17 protein-coding genes and 1 pseudogene are annotated in these 17,371 nt (G+C 62.8%); 8 read left to right on the top strand and 10 right to left on the bottom strand.

All coding sequences use genetic code 11. From position 1 onward, the window contains the following. Nucleotides 1–11: 11 nt before the first annotated feature. The 3 genes and pseudogenes from NGJ21_RS11585 to coaBC form a co-directional block, all read right to left on the bottom strand. Nucleotides 12–1,385: pseudogene (locus NGJ21_RS11585) on the bottom strand (phosphomannomutase/phosphoglucomutase); the annotation flags it as partial. 135 nt (nucleotides 1,386–1,520) lie between these two features. Next, nucleotides 1,521–1,976 carry a dUTP diphosphatase gene (dut, locus tag NGJ21_RS11580; RefSeq protein ID WP_012312134.1) on the bottom strand — a complete coding sequence of 152 codons (456 nt, stop codon included), beginning with the start codon at nucleotides 1,974–1,976 and terminating at the stop codon, nucleotides 1,521–1,523. A gap of 5 nt (nucleotides 1,977–1,981) precedes the next feature. Continuing rightward, complete coding sequence (coaBC, locus tag NGJ21_RS11575) at nucleotides 1,982–3,193, bottom strand: bifunctional phosphopantothenoylcysteine decarboxylase/phosphopantothenate--cysteine ligase CoaBC (protein WP_174141075.1); 1,212 nt, start codon at nucleotides 3,191–3,193, stop codon at nucleotides 1,982–1,984. A gap of 130 nt (nucleotides 3,194–3,323) precedes the next feature. On the opposite strand from coaBC, the gene radC reads away from it, so the two are divergent. Beyond that, nucleotides 3,324–4,004 (top strand): RadC family protein, encoded by a 681-nt coding sequence (radC, locus tag NGJ21_RS11570; protein WP_119688048.1) that lies wholly within the window; start codon nucleotides 3,324–3,326, stop codon nucleotides 4,002–4,004. 70 nt (nucleotides 4,005–4,074) lie between these two features. Here the strand turns inward: radC and NGJ21_RS11565 are convergent, their stop codons facing one another. Continuing rightward, on the bottom strand, nucleotides 4,075–5,664 hold the full coding sequence (locus NGJ21_RS11565) for an ABC transporter substrate-binding protein (RefSeq protein WP_251962138.1): 1,590 nt from the start codon (nucleotides 5,662–5,664) through the stop codon (nucleotides 4,075–4,077). A 360-nt stretch (nucleotides 5,665–6,024) separates the two neighbouring features. Between NGJ21_RS11565 and rpmB the strand changes: the two genes are divergently transcribed. Continuing rightward, entirely contained in the window at nucleotides 6,025–6,261 is a 237-nt protein-coding gene (gene rpmB, locus NGJ21_RS11560; protein WP_012312138.1) for a 50S ribosomal protein L28, read from the top strand. Nucleotides 6,262–6,271: 10 nt separating this feature from the next. Further along, nucleotides 6,272–6,427: a 50S ribosomal protein L33 gene (gene rpmG / locus NGJ21_RS11555; RefSeq protein ID WP_003253507.1), complete on the top strand. Its 156-nt coding sequence runs from the start codon at nucleotides 6,272–6,274 to the stop codon at nucleotides 6,425–6,427. Between the two features lie 118 nt (nucleotides 6,428–6,545). Here the strand turns inward: rpmG and NGJ21_RS11550 are convergent, their stop codons facing one another. Both NGJ21_RS11550 and NGJ21_RS11545 read right to left on the bottom strand, forming a co-directional pair. After that, nucleotides 6,546–6,746, bottom strand: a complete 201-nt coding sequence (locus NGJ21_RS11550) for a hypothetical protein (protein WP_115273281.1) — start codon at nucleotides 6,744–6,746, stop codon at nucleotides 6,546–6,548. Between the two features lie 96 nt (nucleotides 6,747–6,842). Then, nucleotides 6,843–7,202 carry a cupin domain-containing protein gene (locus NGJ21_RS11545; protein ID WP_115273282.1) on the bottom strand — a complete coding sequence of 120 codons (360 nt, stop codon included), beginning with the start codon at nucleotides 7,200–7,202 and terminating at the stop codon, nucleotides 6,843–6,845. Between the two features lie 196 nt (nucleotides 7,203–7,398). On the opposite strand from NGJ21_RS11545, the gene NGJ21_RS11540 reads away from it, so the two are divergent. Further along, on the top strand, nucleotides 7,399–8,892 hold the full coding sequence (locus NGJ21_RS11540) for an aldehyde dehydrogenase (protein ID WP_046786878.1): 1,494 nt from the start codon (nucleotides 7,399–7,401) through the stop codon (nucleotides 8,890–8,892). Nucleotides 8,893–8,994: 102 nt separating this feature from the next. After that, entirely contained in the window at nucleotides 8,995–10,134 is a 1,140-nt protein-coding gene (locus NGJ21_RS11535; RefSeq protein ID WP_046786879.1) for an MFS transporter, read from the top strand. Nucleotides 10,135–10,143: 9 nt separating this feature from the next. Here the strand turns inward: NGJ21_RS11535 and NGJ21_RS11530 are convergent, their stop codons facing one another. Together NGJ21_RS11530 and NGJ21_RS11525 are read right to left on the bottom strand one after the other, a co-directional pair. After that, nucleotides 10,144–11,694 carry a phospholipase D family protein gene (locus NGJ21_RS11530; protein WP_251962137.1) on the bottom strand — a complete coding sequence of 517 codons (1,551 nt, stop codon included), beginning with the start codon at nucleotides 11,692–11,694 and terminating at the stop codon, nucleotides 10,144–10,146. Between the two features lie 60 nt (nucleotides 11,695–11,754). Continuing rightward, nucleotides 11,755–13,185: an aminotransferase-like domain-containing protein gene (locus tag NGJ21_RS11525; protein WP_161872405.1), complete on the bottom strand. Its 1,431-nt coding sequence runs from the start codon at nucleotides 13,183–13,185 to the stop codon at nucleotides 11,755–11,757. 178 nt (nucleotides 13,186–13,363) lie between these two features. Here NGJ21_RS11525 and NGJ21_RS11520 point away from each other — a divergent pair, with 178 nt between their 5' ends. Next, the gene (locus tag NGJ21_RS11520; RefSeq protein WP_046786882.1) at nucleotides 13,364–13,594 is read left to right on the top strand and encodes a DUF1127 domain-containing protein; all 231 of its coding nucleotides are present in this window, start codon (nucleotides 13,364–13,366) and stop codon (nucleotides 13,592–13,594) included. A 41-nt stretch (nucleotides 13,595–13,635) separates the two neighbouring features. Here NGJ21_RS11520 and NGJ21_RS11515 read toward each other — a convergent pair whose 3' ends face one another. Then, nucleotides 13,636–14,928 carry an NAD(P)/FAD-dependent oxidoreductase gene (locus NGJ21_RS11515; RefSeq protein WP_237859725.1) on the bottom strand — a complete coding sequence of 431 codons (1,293 nt, stop codon included), beginning with the start codon at nucleotides 14,926–14,928 and terminating at the stop codon, nucleotides 13,636–13,638. A gap of 132 nt (nucleotides 14,929–15,060) precedes the next feature. On the opposite strand from NGJ21_RS11515, the gene NGJ21_RS11510 reads away from it, so the two are divergent. Further along, nucleotides 15,061–15,414 (top strand): YkgJ family cysteine cluster protein, encoded by a 354-nt coding sequence (locus NGJ21_RS11510; protein WP_125924395.1) that lies wholly within the window; start codon nucleotides 15,061–15,063, stop codon nucleotides 15,412–15,414. A gap of 2 nt (nucleotides 15,415–15,416) precedes the next feature. On the opposite strand, the gene dadR is transcribed toward NGJ21_RS11510, so the two are convergent. Next, complete coding sequence (gene dadR / locus NGJ21_RS11505) at nucleotides 15,417–15,905, bottom strand: transcriptional regulator DadR (RefSeq protein ID WP_003258963.1); 489 nt, start codon at nucleotides 15,903–15,905, stop codon at nucleotides 15,417–15,419. Between the two features lie 153 nt (nucleotides 15,906–16,058). Between dadR and dadA the strand changes: the two genes are divergently transcribed. After that, nucleotides 16,059–17,360: a D-amino acid dehydrogenase gene (gene dadA, locus NGJ21_RS11500; protein ID WP_046786885.1), complete on the top strand. Its 1,302-nt coding sequence runs from the start codon at nucleotides 16,059–16,061 to the stop codon at nucleotides 17,358–17,360. Nucleotides 17,361–17,371: the final 11 nt, after the last annotated feature.

The raw sequence follows: 17,371 nt of genomic DNA, 5'->3' as shown, positions 1-17,371 counted from the left end.
CAGATAGTCGGTCAGAACGGCAGTTGCAGCTCAGGGGCAACCCGCAGCAACTGGGCGCGGAAAACATCCTTGATACGTTGCAACTCGGCGTCGCTTTCGGCCTCGAAGCGCAGCACCAGCACCGGCGTGGTGTTGGAGGCGCGAACCAGGCCCCAGCCCTGGGCATAGTCGACCCGCACACCGTCGATGGTGGTCAGGCTGGCTTGGCCCCAGTCGGCGTCGCGTTGCAGTGCATCAATGATGCTGAATTTACCCTCGTCGGTCACATCAATATTGATTTCCGGCGTGGAAATGTCGTTCGGGAATGCGGCAAACAGGCTTTCGGCGTCCTGGCCAGCCTTGCTGAGGATCTCCAGCAGGCGTGCGGCGCTGTAGATACCGTCGTCGAAACCGTACCAGCGCTCCTTGATGAAGATGTGCCCGCTCATCTCGCCGGCCAGCAGCGAACCTGTCTGCTTCATCTTCTTCTTGATCAACGAGTGACCAGTCTTCCACATCAAGGCGCGGCCGCCGTGTTGTTCGATCAGCGGTGTCAGGCGGCGGGTGCATTTGACGTCGAAGATGATCTCGGCCCCCGGGTTACGCGCCAGCACGTCCTGCGCGAACAGCATCAGCAGGCGGTCGGGGTAAACGATGCTGCCGGTGTTGGTCACCACACCGACGCGGTCACCGTCGCCGTCGAAGGCCAGGCCGATATCGGCACTGGTTTCCTTGACCTTGGCGATCAGGTCTTCAAGGTTTTCAGGCTTGCCCGGGTCCGGGTGGTGGTTGGGGAAGTTGCCATCCACCTCGCAGAACAGTGGGATGACTTCGCAGCCCAAGGCTTCGATCAGCTGCGGTGCGATAACGCCGGCAGCGCCGTTGCCGCAGTCCACCACCACCTTGAGCTTTTTCGCCAGCTTCACGTCAGCGACGATTTGCTTGAAGTAGCGCTCGAGGATCTCGACCTTTTTCACACTGCCTTCGCCACGGGTCAGGTCGTTGGTTTTCAGGCGAGTCAGCAGGGCCTGGATCTGTTCGTTGGCCAAGGTATCGCCAGCGATCACGATCTTGAAACCGTTGTAATCCGAAGGATTGTGGCTACCGGTGAGCATCACGCCGGACTTGCCGGCCAGGACATTGGCAGCGAAATACAGCGCCGGGGTCGGCACCAGACCGACGTCGCTGACCTGGCAACCGGCATCGGCCAGGCCTTTGATCAGTTGCTCGACCAGCATCGGGCCGGACAGGCGGCCGTCGCGGCCGACGGAAATCTGCGGCTCGCCTTGGGCGAGCGTCTGCGCGCCAATGGCGCGGCCGATCCAGTAGGCGGTTTCGGCGTGCAGGGTCTTGCCGACCACGCCGCGGATGTCATAGGCGCGGAAGATGCTGTCGGGCAGTGCGGGGACCAGGTGGGCCATGTCGTTCATCTCTGGAAGCTCCATTAGTCAAAGGCTTTCTGGGCAGGCGCAAACTGAACGCTTGGACGGTGGTTTCATCAGAGAGTTCGCCATCCATGGCCTGAACGGTCGCCGGTCGGCTCAGTGGCTGCCGGAATGGCCGAAGCCGCCGGTGCCGCGCTGGCTTTCATCGAAGGCCTCGACGACTTCAAAATGCGCTTGCACTACCGGTACCAGCACCAGCTGAGCGATGCGCTCGCCAACGGCGATGGTGAATGGCGTGTTGCCACGGTTCCAGCACGACACCATCAGCTCGCCCTGGTAATCCGAGTCGATCAGGCCGACCAGGTTGCCCAGCACGATGCCATGCTTATGGCCCAGACCCGAGCGCGGCAGGATCATCGCGGCCAGGCCCGGGTCGCCGATGTAGATCGACAGGCCGGTAGGAATCAGCAGGGTCTGCCCCGGCTCCAGGACGGTGTCCTCTTTGAGCAGGGCGCGCAGGTCCAGGCCGGCGGAGCCAGGGGTGGCGTATTGCGGCAGCGGAAATTCACTGCCCAGGCGTGGGTCGAGGATCTTGGCTTGAAGAGCGTGCATGTAACTTATTGAACCTGGTTGAGCCGTTCGGCGATGAAGGCGACCAGTTGCCGGGCAATCTTGCCTTTGCTGGTCTGCGCGAAGAGGGTTTGATGCTGCTGGCGGTCGATCACGGTCAGGGCATTTTCCTCGCTGTTGAAGCCGATGCTGGGGTTGGCCACATCATTGGCGACGATCAGGTCGAGGTTCTTGTCCTTGAGCTTGCGCGTGGCGTAATCGAGCAAATGTTCGGTCTCGGCGGCGAAGCCGACGCTGAACGGGCGGTCGGTGCGGCCAGCGATGGTGGCAAGGATATCGGGATTGCGCACCATCTGCAGCAGCATGCCGTCGGCGGTCGTAGGATCTTTCTTGAGCTTCTGTGTGGCAACGACCTCCGGGCGGTAGTCCGCGACCGCTGCCGAGGCGATGAACAGGTCGCACGGCATGGCCGCCTCGCAGGCTGCGAGCATGTCCCGCGCGCTGACCACGTCGATCCGGTTGACCCGGTCAGGGGTCTGCAGGTGCACAGGGCCGGTGACGAGGGTCACCCGGGCACCCGCTTCTGCGGCCGCCTCGGCCAGCGCGAAGCCCATCTTGCCGGAGCTATGATTGGTGATGTAACGCACCGGGTCGATGTTTTCCTGGGTTGGCCCGGCGGTGATCAGCACATGTTTGCCGGTGAGCGCCTGGCGCTTGAAGCTCTCGGCGGCGCACCAGGCCAGGTCGGTGGCTTCGAGCATGCGGCCAAGGCCCACGTCGCCGCAGGCCTGGCTGCCGGAAGCCGGCCCGAACACCTGGATGCCACGGGTCTTGAGCAGGTCGAGGTTGGCCTGGGTCGCCGGGTCGCGCCACATGGCCTGGTTCATGGCCGGGGCCACTGCCACGGTGGCGTCGGTGGCCAGTACCAGGGTAGTCAGCAAGTCGTCGGCCATGCCTTGGGCCATGCGGGCCATGAGGTCGGCGGTGGCGGGGGCGATCAGCACCAGGTCGGCCCATTTGGCCAGTTCGATGTGGCCCATGGCCGCTTCGGCGGCAGGGTCGAGCAGATCCATGTGTACCGGGTGGCCGGACAGCGCCTGCAGGGTCAGCGGGGTGATGAATTCAGCACCACCACGGGTCATGACGACGCGCACTTGCGCGCCGTGCTCCAGGAGTCGGCGAATCAGCTCGGCGCTCTTGTAGGCGGCAATGCCGCCCCCGACGCCGAGAACGATGCGCTTGCGATACAGCCGCTGCATAGGCTTGCCTTTTTCCAGAGAGAGCGGGCAGCGACGAACAGGATTGCCTGCGGCAGAACGTCGCATGTACGAGGCGAAATAGATTAACACAGGGCCTAAACGTGTCGCAGCAGGGCGCAAAGGAGATGCAATGAAGATAAGCGAGTGGCCAGCCGAGGAGCGGCCCAGGGAAAAGTTGATGCAGCGAGGGGTGGGCAGCCTTTCGGATGCCGAATTGCTGGCCGTGTTTCTCGGCTCTGGCGTGCGGGGCCACAACGTCGTGGAGCTGGCGCGGGGGTTGCTCGTCAAGTTCGGCGGCTTGCGCCAGTTGCTTGAAGCTGACAGGGACGCATTCGTGGGGGCGCTCGGGCTTGGGCCGGTGCGGTATGGCCAATTGCAGGCGCTGCTGGAGATCGGGCGGCGCAACCTTGCCACATCGATCGAGCGCGACTGCGCTCTGGAGAGCCCTTTTGCGGTGCGCAGATACCTGAAAGCCATGCTGCGTCATGAGCCTAGCGAAGTTTTTGGCTGCCTGTTTCTGGATAGCAAACACCGGCCGTTGGCTTTCGAAATCCTGTTCAGAGGGACGATCGACCGGGCCAGCATCTACCCGCGGGAAGTGGTGCGCCGTGCGTTGATGCACAACGCTGCGGCGTTGATCCTTTGCCACAACCATCCTTCGGGCAACAGTGAGCCGAGCCAGGACGACGTGCACATGACGCTTGCATTGAAGCAGGGGTTGGCGCTGATCGATGTGCGGGTGCTCGATCACATCATCGTGGGTGATGGGGAGCCGCTGTCGATGGTGGAGCAGGGGTGGATTGTCGCTTAGTGGCTGCCTGTTTGCAGGCTCGACCAATCTCCGGCAAGCCGGCATTTGGTCGAGCCTGCAAAGCCAGGGTTCAGCGCTTCACCGAAACCTTGCTGAAATCCAGCCGCCCGAACGGGCTTGCCTGGTAACCCTCGACGCCCTCGCGCAACAGCGCTGCCGCCGTCGGGTGCGCCAGCGGTACCCACAGCGCCTGCTGCTGGATCAGCGTCTGCGCCTGCTGGTACAACCGGCTGCGTACGCTCTGGTCGTTGGTGGTACGCCCTGCACTGATCAACTGGTCCAGCCGGCTGTCGCAGAACCGCGCGAAGTTGGTCCCCGACTTTACCGCCGCACAGGAAAACTGCGGGCTGAGGAAGTTGTCCGGGTCGCCGTTGTCGCCGGCCCAGCCCATGAACAGCAGGTCATGCTCGCCAGCCTTGGCCCGACGGATCAGCTCACCCCATTCGATCACGCGGATTTCGGCCTTGATGCCGATCTTGGCCAGGTCTGCCTGGAGCATCTGCGCGCCCAGGCTTGGGTTGGGGTTGAGCAGGCTGCCCGACGGGCGGGTCCAGATCGTGGTGCTGAACCCTTCTGCGTAACCGGCCTTGCTCAGCAGCGCCTTGGCTCGCTTGAGATCCAGCGGGTAGTCGGGCAGGTCCTTGGCATAGCTCCAGGTGTTGGGCGGGTAGGGGCCGTTGGCGGCGGTGGCGGTGCCTTCGAAAACGGCCTTGAGGTAGGCCTGCTTGTCGAAGGCCAGGTTGATCGCCTGGCGCACTTCGGGTTTGTCCAGCGGCGGGTGCTCGCTGTTGATGGCAACGAAAGCGGTCATGAAGGCCGGTGTCGTGACGACCTTGAGGTTACCGTCCTTGCCTGCTTCGGCAACGTCCAGGGGCTTGGGTGACAGGGCCACCTGGCATTCACCACGCTTGAGCTTCTGCAGGCGTACGTTGGCATCGGTAGTGATGGCGAAGATCAGCGGATCGACCGCAGGCTTGCCATCAAAGTAGTCCGGGTTGGCGCGGTAGCGCACCACGGCGTCCTTCTGGTAGCGCTGGAAGACGAACGGGCCGGTGCCGATCGGCTGGCTATTGAGCTTCTCCGGGGTGCCTGCCTTGAGCAGTTTGTCGGCGTACTCGGCGGAGTAGATCGAAGCAAAGCCCATGCTCAAGGTGGCCAGGAAGGTCGCATCGGGGTGGGTCAGGGTGAAGCGTACGCTGTTCGGCTCCGGCGCCTCGATCGACTTGATCAGGCTGCCCAGTTGCAGTGATTGGGCGTGCGGGTAGCCACCCGGTGCGGTCTTGTGCCAGGCGTGGGCGGGGTAGAGCATGCGCTGGAAGCTGAATAGCACATCGTCGGCATCGAGGGCGCGGGTTGGCTTGAAATAAGGCGTGGAGTGGAATTTGACCCCTTCACGCAGCTTGAAGTCGTACACCAGGCCGTCAGCCGACACTGTCCAGCTTTGCGCCAGGCTGGGGACGACCTTGCCTTGGCCTGCGTCGAACTCGACCAGGCGGTTCATCAGTACGTCGGCCGAGGCGTTGGTGGTGGTCAGCGAGTTGTACTGGACCACGTCGAAGCCCTCGGGGCTGGCTTCGCTGCAAACGCTCAGTGGCGCGGCCTGGGCGATGCCGGTAGCAAGCAGGGAGGTGAGCATTAAGGAAAGGGCGGCGGCACGCATCGTGACTCCTTGGCTGTCAGTGGCCCATCTGCCAGTGCAGTCTGGAAACGTCCTACCCTAGTGTGCGCATCAGGAAATGACCACCCTCTTTTTCTACCGGCTGGCGACGAGTGGTCGACAGTTCGCCGGGCTAGCCGCTATGCTGCTCGCGCACGATTTGTCTCCGACAGATGCTCATCAGCAGTTGTTGCAATGCAGTCTTTCTGGTATAAAGCAGCGCTCTTTTCTAGGGGCTCGGCCTGTCGCATCAGCGGATCCGGTCGGTAAGACCTCCAGAATCACGGCGCCTGGCGCCAAAGACTGAGAGATTAAGCGGCCAACCCATGCCGGGTTGGGCATGTGGTTTTAGAGGGCTGAGTCATGTCGAGAGTCTGTCAAGTTACTGGTAAGGGTCCAGTAACCGGGAACAACATTTCCCACGCAAACAACAAAACCCGTCGTCGTTTCCTGCCGAACCTGCAGCACCACCGTTTCTGGGTTGAATCCGAGAACCGTTTCGTGCGTCTGCGCGTATCTGCCAAAGGCATGCGCGTCATTGACAAGCGTGGTATCGACGTAGTGCTGGCCGAGCTGCGTGCTCGCGGCGAAAAGTTCTAAGGAGAACGTCATGCGTGAATTGATCCGTCTGGTTTCGAGTGCTGGCACTGGCCACTTCTACACCACCGACAAGAACAAGCGCACCACCCCGGACAAAATCGAGATCAAGAAATACGATCCCGTTGTTCGCAAGCACGTGGTGTACAAGGAAGCCAAGATCAAGTAATTGATCGGCGACCTGAAAAAACCCGCATCCGAAAGGACGCGGGTTTTTTTTTACGTGGATGCCAACAAGAAAGGGGCTCCGTCTGGAGCCCCTTTCTTGTAGCGATCAGCAGTGGGTATCAGCTGATGTGCAGGCCGTCGATGGTACCGCCAGCGTCGACACGGATCATCACCCTGTCGGAGCGTATGTCCTTGCTGGTGATGTCGTGTGGGCCGGCGGCGGTCGTCAGGCCGGTCAGCTCGAGGATGTAAGGCTTGACGCTTTCTACATACTGCGAGCCAATCACGTGACGAGCGGCGCCGAGGATGTCGGTAGTCATGATGATTCTCCTTGGATTGTCCTGAATTGGACGCTGCAAGGATCACGCTCTTGGCTTGCCGGGCTGTGGTAATTAATCACCACGCCGGCGTCGCACTCATTTCTGCTCGAACATCACATAAATCTTGCGGCACGGCTCCAGCACTTCCCAGGTGCCCTTGAAGCCGGCCGGAATGACAAACCGATCACCGGCACGCAGGGTCTTGGCGCCGCCATCCGGGTCGCGCAGTACCGAAACGCCCTGCACGATCTCGCAGTATTCATGCTCGGTGTAGTTCACTGTCCACTGCCCGACCTCACCTTCCCAGACACCTGCGGCGAACTGTCCGCACGGGGTGGAATAATGGTTGTAGACAGCCTGGTCCGGCTCGCCCTTGAGGATTTTTTCTGCCGCGGGACGGTAGCGTTCAGCCTCGGTGAGGACTTGGGCGAAGTCGATGATGCTGGCGATGTTCATGGTGCAGCTCCTATTTTTGTTTAATAAAATGCACATCAGTAGGCTTTTAGGCCTTATGTGTCAAATATATTGATAGTTTGCACTGGCTGGTTTAGGGTATCGCTTGCCAGTGTGCGCTTGTCGCCCGGCCAGAATTCTGACAACGCCTGTGAGTCCTCAGTGCGGCGTTGCACCTAAACAAGAGGAGGAGTTTCGTATGACCACCCTGACTCGTGCAGACTGGGAGCAACGTGCCCAGCAACTGAAGATCGAAGGACGTGCCTTCATCAACGGCGAATACACCGACGCCGCATCCGGTGAAACCTTCGACTGCCTGAGCCCGGTCGACGGACGCTTCCTGGCCAAGGTTGCCAGCTGCGACCTGGCCGATGCCAATCGCGCTGTGGAAAACGCCCGCGCAACGTTCGATTCCGGCGTCTGGTCGCAGCTGGCCCCGGCCAAACGCAAGGCCAAACTGATCCGCTTCGCCGACCTGCTGCGCAAGAACGTCGAAGAGCTGGCGCTGCTGGAAACTCTGGACATGGGCAAGCCGATCGGCGACTCCTCCAGCATCGACGTGCCGGGCGCGGCCAATGCCATCCACTGGACCGCCGAAGCCATCGACAAGGTCTACGACGAAGTCGCGCCGACCCCTAGTGATCAGCTGGGTCTGGTTACCCGCGAAGCAGTTGGCGTGGTCGGTGCCATCGTACCGTGGAACTTCCCGCTGCTGATGGCCTGCTGGAAGATCGCACCAGCCCTGGCCACCGGTAACTCGCTGGTACTCAAGCCATCCGAGAAGTCGCCGCTGACCGCCATCCGCATTGCCCAGCTGGCCATCGAAGCCGGTATCCCGGCCGGTGTGCTGAACGTGCTGCCAGGCTACGGCCACACCGTCGGCAAGGCCCTGGCCCTGCACATGGATGTAGACACCCTGGTGTTCACCGGCTCGACCAAGATCGCCAAGCAGTTGATGGTGTATGCGGGCGAGTCGAACATGAAGCGTATCTGGCTGGAAGCCGGTGGCAAGAGCCCGAACATCGTCTTTGCCGACGCTCCGGACCTGCAAGCCGCCGCCGAAGCTGCTGCCAGCGCCATCGCTTTCAACCAGGGCGAAGTTTGCACCGCAGGTTCGCGCCTGCTGGTCGAGCGTTCGATCAAGGACAAGTTCCTGCCCATGGTGGTCGAAGCGCTCAAGGGCTGGAAGCCAGGTAACCCGCTCGATCCGCAGACCACCGTCGGTGCGCTGGTCGACACCCAGCAGATGAATACCGTGCTGTCGTACATCGACGCCGGCCACAAGGACGGCGCCAAGTTGCTGGCCGGTGGCAAGCGCACCCTGGAAGAGACTGGCGGCACCTACGTCGAGCCGACCATCTTCGACGGCGTGACCAACGCCATGAAGATCGCCCAGGAAGAAATCTTCGGCCCCGTGCTGTCGGTCATCGCCTTCGATACTGCCGAAGAAGCCATCGCCATTGCCAACGACACGCCGTATGGCCTGGCCGCTGGCATCTGGACGTCGGATATTTCCAAGGCCCACAAGACTGCCCGTGCCGTGCGCGCCGGCAGCGTCTGGGTCAACCAGTACGATGGCGGCGACATGACCGCGCCGTTCGGTGGTTTCAAACAGTCGGGCAACGGCCGTGACAAGTCGCTGCATGCACTGGAGAAGTACACCGAGCTGAAAGCGACCTGGATCAAGCTGTAAATCCAGGGGGGCTGCGCTACAGCCCCAACGACAGCCGGGCCGGTTCACACCGTCCCGGCTGTGTCGTTTCTGCCATTCAAGAATTCTGCCTGGGAGGCTGCTATGCGCTGGGGAACCTACTTTGCCGTGCTGGCATCGGTGCTGAGCGTCGGGCTCGCGCTCGGCGTGAGCATGCCGCTGGTGTCCCTGCGCCTGGAGGCCTGGGGCTACGGTAGCTTCGCCATCGGCGTAATGGCTGCGATGCCCGCGCTGGGCGTGCTGATTGGTGCCAGCCTGGCCAGCCGCCTGGCCGGCTGGGTCGGCGTGCCTTCGGCTATGCGCCTGTGCCTGTGGGGCGGGGCATTGTCGATTGGCCTGCTGGCGGTGCTGCCCAGCTACCCGCTGTGGCTGGCGCTGCGCTTGCTGATCGGCATGTCGTTGACCGTGGTGTTCATCCTTGGTGAGAGCTGGATCAACCAGTTGGTGGTCGAGCAGTGGCGTGGGCGCCTGGTGGCGCTGTATGGCAGCAGCTATGCCTTGAGCCAACTGGCAGGGCCGCTGGTGCTGGGCTTTCTCGGCTCCGACGATGACTTTGGCTTCTGGGCTGCGACCGGCCTGCTGCTGCTATCGCCCTTGCTGCTGTTGGGTCGTGGCGGCGCGCCGAGTACCGAGGCCTGCAGCGTTACCTTCAGCGACCTGTTCGCCTTTTGTCGCCGGCTGCCGGTGATCGCCTGGGCCATCGCGCTGTTCGCTGCCTTCGAGGCGATGATCCTCACCCTGTTGCCGGTGTATTGCCTGCAGCAGGGCTTCACCACCGAGCTGGCGCTGTTCATGGTCAGTACCGTGGTGGTTGGCGACGCGGTGCTGCAGTTGCCGATTGGCGCCTTGGCCGACCACATGTCGCGGCGCGCACTGTTCACCGGTTGTGCCGTGACCTTGCTGTGTTCCAGCCTGGCGATTCCGTTGCTTGTGCACACGCCGGCGATCTGGCCGTTGTGGGTGCTGTTCGGGGCCAGTGCCGGTGGCCTGTTCACGTTGTCGCTGATACTGATCGGCGAGCGTTATCGGGATGATGCACTTGTGCGGGCCAATGCTCATGTGGCGCAGCTGTGGGGTATCGGCTGCCTGCTGGGGCCGTTGCTGGCCGGTGCGGGTAGCCAGTGGCTCAGTGGCCATGCGTTGCCGCTGCTGATGGCAGTTGGGGCGGCCGGGTTGGTGGTGTTGACCCGGCGGCGCGGTGCCTTCGAGCCTGCTGCCGCCTGAGGCCCTGCGCTACAGCATTTTCTCCAGCCCGACGGCCTTGCTGATCCACGCATTGAACCGCCGCCAGAGCCCGCCGGGCTCTGCCGTCAGGGTGTGCAGGTGGCCGTTGTCCTCGGTCACCCAGGCCAGCTTGTCATTCTCTAGCCTGACCTGATAACTCAGCGCAGGCGCCATGCCCTGAACGGCCAGCTCGCGGGTGTATTCGGCCAGCTCCGGGCTGTCCACCAGCACCCCGACCTCGGTATTCCACAACACCGAACGCGGGTCGAAATTGAACGAGCCGATGAAAGTCTTGTGTCGGTCGAACACGATCGCCTTGCTGTGCAGGCTGGAATCCGAACCGCCGTGGAAATTCAGGCGCCCGGCACTGGGGTCACCCGGCTGGCGGCGCAACTCGAACAGCTGCACGCCGTGTTCGAGCAGCGCCCGGCGGTAGGGCGCATACCCGCCATGCACGGCCGGTACATCGGTGGCCTCCAGCGAGTTGGTCAACAGCTTGACCGACGTTCCGGCGTCCGCACGGCCGGTCAGGTACAGCAGCCCCGGCTCGCCAGGGACGAAATAGGCCGAAACCAGGATCAACTCGTGGTGCACGTTTGCCAGGTCAGGGGCCAACTGCTGGCTCATCAGCAGGTGCGGGTCTGGCTCATCGTCTGCCAGCACCTTGCTCGGTGCATCCCACAAGGCCTGGCTGTGGGCCCAGATCAGCTCATTGCGCCAAACATCCAGCCGAGGCTCCGACTGATAGGCCATCAGGCGGTCATACAGCGCCTTGCGCTGCACCCGCGCCTCGGCCAGCGACACCTCCAGGCGGTGGCGGCTGGCGCGCAGGTCGGCGGCATCCGGCAGTTGCCAGAGGAAGTCAGTCACGGGCCGGCTCAGGGCACTGTTCCAGTACTGGTCGAAGCTGTGCCCGAGCTGTTCGGCCACCGGGCCCACGCCGAGCATGTCGATGTCAGTGAAATTCAGGTTGGGCTCAGCATCGAAATACTCATCGCCCAGGTTGCGCCCGCCGACGATGGCCATGCTGTTGTCCACCAGGAACAGCTTGTTGTGCATGCGCCGGTGCTGGCGCGACAGGTTGAACAGGCGGCCCACCGCGCGCGTCACCCCCGTGCTGCGGCCCAGATGCAGTGGGTTGAATACGCGGATCTGGATGTTCGGATGGGCGTCGAGGGTGCCCATGATGGTGTCCAGGCCGTCGCTGGTGGTGTCGTCCAGCAGGATGCGCACGCGTACGCCTCGGTCGGCGGCGCGCAGCAGTTCATGGACCAGGGCCCGGGTGCTCAGGCCGTCGTGGACGATGTAGTACTGCAAGTCGATGCTGGCCTGCGCGTTGCGGATCAGCTCAGCGCGGGCACGGAAGGCCTCGTTGCTGTTGGGCAGCAGACGGAAACCGGACCGTCCTTCATAGGGTGCGGCCTGGCGCAGCACCGAGCGGCCGAAGGCTGAATCTTTGGCCGGCAGTGCCTGGCTGGTCTCGCGGGGTGTACCGACGCTGGCGCAGCCTGCAAGGCCGAGCAGCACCAGCAGCAGGGGCAGAGCTCGCTGGAGTCTCAAGTGTGGATCGTCCTGTGCGGCAAAGGCTTGAGAGGTTGGACCGTATAGGGCGGCGCAAAGTTACCCGTCGGTGTTACTTTGATCCAGTAGACGAAGGGCGGTTTCTCCCACTTTGCGCACCGCGTCCTCGATCTGCGGTGTTGGCCGCGCGGCGAAATTCATCCGCAGGCAGTGGCGGAACTTGCCTGAGGCCGAAAAGATGCTGCCCACGGCAACCTGCACGCCCTGTTCCAGTAAAGCGCGGTTCAGCCGCAACGTGTCGAAATGCTCTGGCAGCTCCACCCACAGCATGAAGCCACCCTGAGGCCGGCTGACGCGCGTGCCAGGCGGGAAGTAACGGTTTACCCAGTCGCTCATCAGGTCGCGGCCGCGCTGGTACTGGCTGCGCATGCGCCGCACATGGGGGTGGTAGTGGCCGCTGGCGATGAAATCGGCAATCGCCAGCTGCGGCTGGGTGGCCGTGCTGCCGGTGCTGATGTACTTCATGTGCAGCACCCGCTCCAGATAGCGCCCTGGCGCCACCCAGCCAATGCGCAGGCCCGGGGCTAGCGTCTTGGAAAACGAACTGCACAGCAGCACGCGACCGTCGTCGTCGAACGACTTGAGAGTGCGCGGGCGGGGGTAGGTGTAGGCCAGGTCGCCATACACATCGTCTTCGAGGATGGCGACGTCATAGCGCTGGGCCAGGTTCAGCAGGGCCTTCTTGCGTGCCTCGGGCATGATGTAGCCAAGCGGGTTATTACAGCTTGGCGTGATCTGGATGAGCTTGATCGGCCACTGCTCAAGCGCCAGTTCCAGGGCTTCCAGGCTGATGCCGGTGATCGGGTCGGTGGGGATCTCCAACGCCTTCATGCCCAGGCCTTTGAGTGTTTGCATGGCGCCGTGAAAGCTCGGCGAATCGACCGCGACAATGTCGCCCGGCTCGCACACCGCGCGGATGCTGCACGACAACGCTTCGTGGCAGCCGGTCGTCACCACCAGGTCCGCCGGGCCCAGGCGGCAGCCAGAGTCCAGCACCAGGCGGGCAACCTGCTCACGCAGAGCGAGGTTGCCATGGATGTTGTCGTAATACAGCCCCGGCATGTCCTGGCGCCGGCTGAGCTGGGCGAGGCTGCGCAACAAGGGCTTGAGGCTCGGGCTGTCGATGTCGGGCATGCCGCGGCCGAGCTGTATGACGTCTTGACGAGGTGTGCTGCGCACCAGCTCCAATACCTGTTCCCACTGCGAAATGTCCACGGGTCGCTGGGCAGGGCGGCTGACGGCGGGCAGTGCGGCGAGGTGGCGATGGTCGTTGACGAAGTAGCCGGACTTGGGGCGTGGCGACACCATGCCGTTGTCTTCCAGCAGGCGGTAGGCCTGCTGCACCGTACTCAGGCTGACCCCATGTTCCACGCTCAGGGCGCGCACCGATGGCAGGCGCTGGCCGGGGCGGTACAGGCCTTGCTCGATACGGGTGCCGAGCAGCTCGGCGAGGTTCAGGTAGAGCGTCACGGCATACTCCTGTGCTCGATTGCAAGCACGACCAGTACAGTTGCGTAGAAAATACAGCATTCAGCCGCAGATCCGCCAATTCTGTATGGGAATAATAAGCCTGTATTGAATCTGTATTGCCGGTGCTGGCAGCGCGCATGCTTTCTCCACAGTAACCACTGAATGGGAGAACGCAGCGATGGGTGGCATGAGCGATGTGCGCTTGCAACTGTTGGCCAGGGAACTGGAAGCCGGGCAGCAGGCCAAGGTGTTCAACGCCCCGCAAGGGATGGGGCGTTGGGGCCTGATGCTGCATCGCTGGCACACCCGCAGGGCGTTGCTGCAGTTGACCGATGAGCAGTTGCGCGATGTTGGGCTGAGCTGGGAGCAGGCCTTGACCGAGGGGCGTAAACCCTTTTGGAAAGACTGATCAACATGACACTGCGCGGTCCATGCAGGACCGTTCAGGTCTCAAGTCAGCTCTTTGAGCCTGTGCCACAACATCCCCAACGCCAGCAGCGGCGAGCGCAGGTGTTTGCCGCCAGGGAAGGTGATGTGTGGCACCTTGGCGAACAGGTCGAAGCGCCCGCTTTGCTGGCCGCTGATGGCTTCACCCAGCAGGCGCGCTGCCAGGTGAGTGGCGTTGAGCCCATGGCCAGAGTAGGCCTGGGCGTAATAAACATTCGGCTGGTTGGCCAGGCGGCCGACCTGTGGCAGGCGGTTGGCGCCGATGCCGATCATCCCACCCCACTGGTAATCGATGCGCACATCGGCCAGTTGCGGGAACACCTTGAGCATCTTCGGCCGCATGTAGGCGGCAATGTCCTGTGGGTCGCGCCCGGAGTAATGGCAGGCACCGCCGAACAGCAGACGGTGGTCGGCGGACAGGCGATAGTAGTCCAGCGCCACGCGCTGGTCGCACACCGCCATGTTCTGCGGCAGCAATTGGCGCGCGCGTTCCTCACCCAGCGGTTCGGTGGCGATGATGTAGCTGCCGGCTGGCAGCACTTTGCCGCCCAATTCGCGGTTGAGGCCGTTGTGATAGGCGTTGCAGCACAGCACCAGGGTTTTGGCGCGCACCCGGCCTTGGGCGGTGTGCACCTTCACTTCGGGGCCGTACTCGATGCGGCTGACCTCCGATTGCTCGTATAGCTGCACACCAAGGCGGCTGGCCACGGCCGCTTCGCCAAGCGCCAGGTTGAGCGGGTGTAGGTGCCCTGAGCCCATGTCGATCAGGCCGCCGACATAACGGTCGGAGCCGACCACGCTGTGGATATCATCTTTATGCACCAGGCGCAGTTCGTGACGGTAGCCCAGGCTGCGCAGTTCATCGGCGTCTTCGGCGAAGCCTTGCAGCTCGCCGGGTTTGTTGGCCAGGTCGCAGTAACCCCAGGTCAGGTCGCAGGCGATGGCGTGGCGCTCGACCCGCTCACGGACGATGTCCACGGCTTCCAGGCCCATCAGCTTCATGCTGCGTACGCCTTCTTCACCGATCACCGCAAGGAACTGCTCCAGGCCGTGACCGACGCCCCGGATAAGCTGGCCGCCATTGCGCCCGCTGGCCCCCCAGCCGAGCTTGCGCGCTTCCAGCAGGATCACCGACAGGCCGCGTTCGGCCAGCTCGATGGCGGTGTTCAGGCCCGAATAGCCGCCGCCAACGATGCACACGTCGGCGCTGTGCTCGCCTTGCAGGAACGGGTGATCGGGGTGTGGCGCGCTGCTGGCGGCGTAGTAGGAGGCGGCGTGCTGCGCGCTGTGGATCATTGGCGGGTCCTGGGTGTCGAGACAGAAGTGGGAGGATAAGCCGGGCTTTCGGGGTCGGGCAACCGGCCTCATTCGCGGCAGGCCGGCGATGAGGCCTATAATTCAGTCTCAATCTTCAATGTGTTCCTCGCCATGTCCTGCAACCGCCACAAGATCCAGTTCCTGCGTGAACTCATCCCTTCCTTCGAATGCGAGCCCGGTTGCCACGACTGTTGTGGCCCGGTTACCACGTCAGCCGAAGAGATGGCCCGCCTGCCGCGCAAGTCGCAGGCTGAGCAGGATGCGGCGCTGCAGCGCCTGGACTGTGTGCACCTGGGGCCCAATGGCTGCACCGTGTATGAAGAAAGGCCGATGATCTGCCGCCTGTTCGGCACCACCCCGCGCATGGCCTGCCCACGCGGCCGTGGCCCGCAACAGATGATCGAGCCGCAAGCCGAGCAGCTCGTCCACCGGTTCATCGCCACCACCCGGCAGGTGCTGGTTTAGCGTCAGTCCGGGATCGGCAGGCAGAGGCTTTCCTTCACCTCCTCCATCACGATGTAGCTCTTGGACTCGCGCACGTGCGGCAGCTTGAGCAGGATGTCGCCCAGCAGCTTGCGGTACGAGGCCATCTCCGAAATGCGTGCCTTCACCAGGTAATCGAAATCGCCCGACACCAAGTGGCATTCCAGCACGTGTGGCAGCTTGAGCACCGCGCGGCGGAACTCCTCGAACGTGTCGCCCGACTTGTAGTCCAGGCTGATTTCCACGAACACCAGCAGGCTGCCCTTCAGGTGCTGAGGGTTGAGCCGGGCGTTGTAGCCCATGATGATGCCCTCACGCTCCAGGCGGCGTACGCGCTCGGTGCAAGGGGTGGTGGAAAGCCCAACTTTCTCGCCCAGTTCGGTGAAGGAAATGCGCCCGTCATTCTGCAGGATCCGCAGGATGTTGCGGTCGATCTTGTCCAGTTCACGTTTGCTCTGGTGCTGGGTTCTCATAGGGGATGCCCCTCCGTGAAAGGCGATTTTGCCGAGAATTCTCGCCAAATATAGGCTTTTATATAGTGAATTGCACTGGGCTGTAATTTTTATACTGCGCGCATCCATGCCATATCAACAAAAATGCGGTGCGCCGCGTGCGAGGGATCAACGATGCGAGTTCTGGTACTTGGTAGCGGTGTAATCGGAACCGCCAGTGCCTATTACCTGGCCCGGCAAGGTTTTGAAGTGACTGTGGTCGATCGCCAACCGGCGGTGGCGATGGAAACCAGCTTCGCCAACGCAGGCCAGATCTCGCCCGGCTACGCCTCGCCCTGGGCTGCTCCAGGCGTGCCGCTCAAAGCCATCAAGTGGCTGCTGGAGCGCCACGCGCCATTGGCCATCAAGCTGACCGGCGACGTTGACCAGTACCTGTGGATGGCACAGATGCTGCGCAACTGCACCGCCAGCCGCTATGCAGTGAACAAGGAGCGCATGGTGCGCCTGTCCGAGTACAGCCGCGATTGCCTCGACGAACTGCGCGCCGAAACCGGTATCGCTTACGAAAGCCGCACTTTGGGCACTACCCAGCTGTTCCGCACCCAGGCTCAGGTTGATGCTGCTGCCAAGGATATCGCTGTGCTCGAGCAGTCGGGCGTGCCCTACGAGCTGCTGGACCGTGATGGCATTGCCCGCGTCGAACCGGCCCTGGCTGGGGTCAAGGACATTCTTGCCGGCGCCCTGCGCCTGCCCAACGACCAGACCGGCGACTGCCAGCTGTTCACCACCAAGCTTGCAGAAATGGCCCTCAAGCTGGGTGTCGAATTCCGCTTTGGCCAGGACATCCAGCGCCTGGACTTCGCCGGTGACCGAATCAATGGCGTATGGGTCGACGGCAAGCTGGAAACCGCCGATCGCTACGTGCTGGCGCTGGGCAGCTACTCGCCGCAGATGCTCAAACCGCTGGGCATCAAGGCGCCGGTGTACCCGCTCAAGGGTTATTCGCTGACCGTGCCGATCACCAACGCCGACATGGCGCCGACCTCGACCATTCTCGATGAGACCTACAAGGTTGCCATCACCCGTTTCGACAACCGTATCCGTGTCGGTGGCATGGCTGAGATCGCCGGTTTTGACCTGTCGCTTAACCCGCGCCGGCGCGAAACACTGGAGATGATCGTCAACGACCTTTATCCTCGCGGCGGTGACCTGAGCCAGGCCAGTTTCTGGACCGGTCTGCGCCCGGCGACCCCGGATGGAACCCCGATTGTGGGTGGCACCGCATTCCGTAACCTGTTCCTCAACACCGGCCACGGTACCCTGGGTTGGACCATGGCCTGTGGTTCCGGGCGCCTGCTGGCTGACCTGATTGCACGCAAAAAGCCGCAAATCAGCGCTGAAGGGCTGGATATTTCACGGTATGGCAAAACCCGGGAAGTCGCCAAGCAAGGCCATACGGCGCCAGTGCATCAGTAATCGGCCTGCGA

Origin of the sequence: Pseudomonas sp. Marseille-Q5299, assembly GCF_943737035.1 — a bacterium.
Lineage (GTDB): Bacteria > Pseudomonadota > Gammaproteobacteria > Pseudomonadales > Pseudomonadaceae > Aquipseudomonas > Aquipseudomonas putida_E.
The sequence above is the reverse complement of the archived record's forward strand: the minus strand, read 5'-3'. Positions and strand labels throughout refer to the sequence as shown.